This window comes from Ruminiclostridium cellobioparum DSM 1351 = ATCC 15832, from assembly GCF_000621505.1.
In the GTDB taxonomy this organism is placed as follows: Bacteria; Bacillota; Clostridia; order Acetivibrionales; family DSM-1351; genus Ruminiclostridium; species Ruminiclostridium cellobioparum.
The window spans coordinates 1-4552 of sequence record NZ_JHYD01000073.1; the positions used below are offsets into that span (position 1 = coordinate 1).

3 protein-coding genes are annotated in these 4552 nt (G+C 40.9%); all 3 read right to left on the bottom strand.

What is annotated here, in order from left to right; genetic code table 11:
- The coding region (locus T344_RS0119275) for a hypothetical protein (RefSeq protein ID WP_027630036.1) at nucleotides 1-3088 on the bottom strand (3088 nt) is incomplete at its 3' end.
- Nucleotides 3089-3207: 119 nt separating this feature from the next.
- Nucleotides 3208-3429 carry a hypothetical protein gene (locus tag T344_RS31400; protein WP_027630037.1) on the bottom strand — a complete coding sequence of 74 codons (222 nt, stop codon included), beginning with the start codon at nucleotides 3427-3429 and terminating at the stop codon, nucleotides 3208-3210.
- A 142-nt stretch (nucleotides 3430-3571) separates the two neighbouring features.
- Nucleotides 3572-4552: cellulose binding domain-containing protein (locus T344_RS0119285; RefSeq protein ID WP_027630038.1), on the bottom strand; the 981-nt coding region annotated here is incomplete at its 5' end.

Genomic DNA, 4552 nt, shown 5'->3' on the forward strand with positions numbered 1-4552 from the left:
CTGCAAGTGCCAATAACCCTATTGCCAGTGCTGTTGCAAGTGCCGGAGCCGCAACTCCGATGTTTCCTGCCCAGCCCTGTGACAAATATGTTGCTATGTTTTTTGCTGCCCCTGTTATAGCTTCTATTATTGATGCCGCATTCATTACGTTGACTATTACTTCCAATATTATAGGCAGGGCGGCAGTTATCGCACCTCCTGTAAGTATATTAAGCACTATGACTCCGGCCAGAGCTCCGGTTACACCAAGTAACAGCTTCAACCAGTTCTCTTTTAACCATTTTATTACAAATGCTTTTATCTGGTCAAGCAGCTTTGCTGCGTTCTCAGCTCGCGTTTTTACACCATCTGCAAAGCTGTCGCCTGATTTGCCGACCTCTTTACCGGTATCAAAATCATTCATAATACTCTCAACTGTCTCCGGATTTTTGCTGCCTTCTACATACTTTGTCTCGCCATCCTTAAGATTCATGTCCTGTATAAATTCCGAATCAATTTCTCCGGTTTCCACATTTTCAATTTCCACATCATTTTCTGTAAGCTTTTGGTCTGCAGTGTCTTTAGTTGCTTCTGCTTCAAGTGTTTGCTCTGAATCTTCATTTCCCATTGGCTGTGTAATGTCCACTCCAATCAGCTGCTCCCACAGCTTTCCTTCTATATGAGGCAATGATGCTTTTGCAGCTTCACCTAATCTTGCGATTCCAGCCATTATTTCTGCTATTTTGCCTGCTATCATGCCTATTACGTTTAAGGCCTGATTATAAAGGTACTGTATAGCTCCAAGCAGTGTATCGACCGTGCTGGCTAATGCATCAATTATTGCACTGACACCCTTTTTTAGTCCGTCTGCTATTGTATTTACTGCCTTTACTGCTTTGTTGACTGCTTTATCTATAAACCCGCATATTTTGTTCGCTATTCCCGGGAATTTCGCAAACACTGCTTTTACTAGAACTTTCAGTATTTCACCAAGGCCTTTTATTATGTTTACTATCAGTTTCCTACCTGACTCTATCAATCCGACTACTGCTGCTTTGGCAGCTTCATATATGGCTTTGACTGCCTTGCGAAGTCCTTCGAATATGAAGTTTACTAACTTTTTTAATCCTTCAACAAATTGGTTAGCCTTTTCTGCAACCCAATCAGCGGCTTTTTCCCACCAGGACTTTTTCTTTTTTTCGTGCTCTTTTTCTTTCTCCTTTTTCTTTTCATCCGCATCTTTCTTTGCATTTTTGTATTCGGTATTTGCATCTTTTTCTGCTTGTTTTAGCTTTTCCTTTGCTTCCTTGTCCTTCTGCTCTTTTACTTTGCTTATTTCACTTGTTTTTGATTTTGTTTCGGATTCAGCCTGCTTGTCATATTGGGATACTGCCTGGTCTACTTCTTCTCTCCACTGACCCTTCAGACGCTCTACTTCCGACTTGGCACCTTCCTGCTGCTCCAACTGCTTATTCTTTGAGTCTTCTTTTAATTGTGTGATTTGTTTGTCTGAGTCTGCTCTTGCTGTAGTTACGTCTGTGTCAAATTTCTCTTTTCCGGTGCTGTATTTACTTTGCTGCTCACCGACTTTTGCTTTAAATTCAGGTGTCATCGATTTATTCATTTGAGCTTCCATATCAGCTGAAATGTCAAGAGTTTTATTTACTTTATTTATTTTGCTTTGTTTTGTTTTTAAGGTTTTATTAGCTTTTAATATAGAATTGTCTTCCGTAGGGAATATGCTATTCTCACCAAACTCATTGTTCAATTGCTGCAGCTCCTGCTGTTTTGCAGTTTGTACAGTCTGTGCGGCTTCTGTGTTGAAAGCTTCTGTCTGGGAAGGATCAGCTTCACCATCCAAGCTAACTGCAGGTGCAGCTGCAGAGTATTTTCCAGCCTCTGCCATTATTTCTTCAGGATCAGGTTCATTTTCCGAACCAAGTCTTATATTGCCTATTGTTTCTTCCTTGCCGCCTGTTTTTACACCTTTGAATCTAACCGGTTCCGTATGCTTTATCTGTGCTGCCTTCTTTTTCTGGATACCGCCCTTTTTCACAGGTGCAAGTCCGGTAGGTGCAGGTACTTTAGGCAATGCAGCCTGTGTTTTCTGTGTTTGTTTTTCAAGCGATGCCTTGGAAATATCCGTAACCTGAGAGTATGCATGTAAAATCTGAGTCGGCGGAACATTTTCCATTTGTTTGAGTATGTTCTCCGGCTCTCCCATCTTTATATTCACAGTTGGAGCTTTTTTAGTATTCTTATTACCCGCCCCTAGTCCTGCAATTGCATCTGAAATTCCACCGGAAGCAGGATTTTGCTGCTTTTTACCGCTTGCTGCCTGGGCAGGCTTATTCTGCTTTTGTGCTATAGCCTGCTTTTGCTTTTCATTTCCCTTCTGCAACTCAGAAGTTTCTTTATGCTGCATGGAGCTGGATTTTTGGCTTTTTGCAGCGTTTACTGATCCTTTGGCCTGCTGGCTTTGCTTATGGGCTGAGGACTTATTTTCTGCTTTAGTATTTTCCGCCTTATTTAAGTTCTTTGGCTTTAGCTCAGCTGTTATTTGGGGTTCTGACTTTTTAGCAGTTTCTTTTATTTCCTCCTTTTGAGGCCTTTCAGCTTTTTTCTCCTGCCCCATTGTCTTGATAGCTTTTCTGCCCTGTTCCTCATTTGCCGGTTTTTCTGCTGCTTTTATGACAGTGTCCTTTTCAGCACTGATTTTATCAATATTGCTGCTATCCTCTGCTTGCCCGGCTTTTTGTTCTTCTTCTCTGATATTTTCCGTATTGTGCCTGTCATACTTTTCTTCTATTGATAGCTTTTTATCCTGTTTATCTATTTTTTCAGTCTTATCCTGATTTTTACGTCTTCTTCCTTCTGCAAGCAGACTGACAGCCTGTCTGTAGCCGACAGCCTTTTGAAATAGGATGAATTCCTCCCGTGTTACGGTATCGGGATAAGTAAGGAATATTTGTGCCATTCTTCTTACATCCGTTGTTCTTACACCTTTGGACTTGCCTGGTTTTTGAGAACCAGGCCTATTCTGCAAGCCTTTATTTCCATTGCTCCAAGACTGCTCCTTGCTCTGCTGCACTTTATTTGTAAATTGCATTTTGTATTTCACTCCTATAAATTCACTCTACTTAAAAAGTAAATCTCAGGAAGTGTTTAACAGCTAATTTTGAAAATATTTTTAAAAAGATTTTAATAAAGAGAGTTTCCCCATTTCCATTATCTTGAATAATAAATGAGACAATCAGAATGTAACCAGTTATTTTCCAATTTCTGTATATTGGTCTTCGCTCCTGATAACTTTTTGACTTCGACCTCTTTTTCTTCTTTTATCTGTCCAACTTCTTTTTTCTTTTTATCGGACTCGGCACTTGCCTCTTTGTCATATTCGGAGGTTGCAGTGTTTACCTCGGTTCTCCACTGTTTTCTATAGCCCTCCACCTCGGCTTTTACATTGGGCTTTTACATTGGCCTGTTCCTTGAGTTGGGTTTCCTTTCCTGAATATTAAATTAGGCATATTACAAGAACTGCAATCCGCAGAAAACGGATTGCAGCTTGTAACTTGTAATATGTGCGATGACTTTAAGGTTCAATGCCTCCAATGAGATTTCCGGATAAATATACAGTTATTTTTGAAGTGTCAGTGTAGTCATCTGCTGTTGGGTTAAATGAATAATCATTGCTCTGCGTATAGCTGGACCAGTTTATTTTTGCAAATCGGCTTTGAATTATGACATTTTCCCCCGGTTTGAGGCGGCCGGCATTGCTGGAAAAGCTTATTTCAAGGTAACAGTCACAATTGGTTTTGCCGGTGACTTTACTGAATTTGCCCGATACATAAGATGTAATGTTCCGTTGGCCGCTTGAACCCGATACCTGCGAGTAATCACACGCAAAGATCTGTGTGTAATCGCCTTCTGAAGTAAAGTAGTATCTTATCTTTATATCAGACAGATTGACATCCGTACTGCTGATATTCTCCAGCATGATCCTCGGATCAATTGTATTTGTTGTATTATTTCTGGTTGCATTGAATGCTTTAACCTTGAGCTTCTGAACAACAGTAATTTTTTGAGTACCTGTTGTAAAGTTTCCATTTTCGTCAGTTGCTTTCCAGGTTACTATTGTAGTTCCCAGTGGGAAATCTGCCGGGGCATCATTGGTTATTGTTACATTGAATATGTCTGTGGCGGTTGCCATACCAATTGAAACCTTTGTCCTCGTTCCTGTTGCTGGAACAGTAATGTCAGCAGGCACGGTCAACTTTGGCTTTGTGGTATCCCTTACTGTAACCTTCTGTTTGCTGATCGTCTGGTTATTGTGTTCATCCGTTGCTGTCCAGATTACCTCAATTGTCCCTATCTGGAATACCTTTGGAGCATTATTCTTTACGGTTACCTTAAATATGTCGCTGTATATTGGTGTACCTAACTCTACAGGCGTACCTCCGGCTGCAGTAGCTTCAACCACTTTGTCTGCCGGCGCTTTCAGCTCTGGCGGCGTTGTATCCTCTACCGTTACCTTCTGTGTCTTAACAGTCTTATTATTGTGCTCATCGGTTGC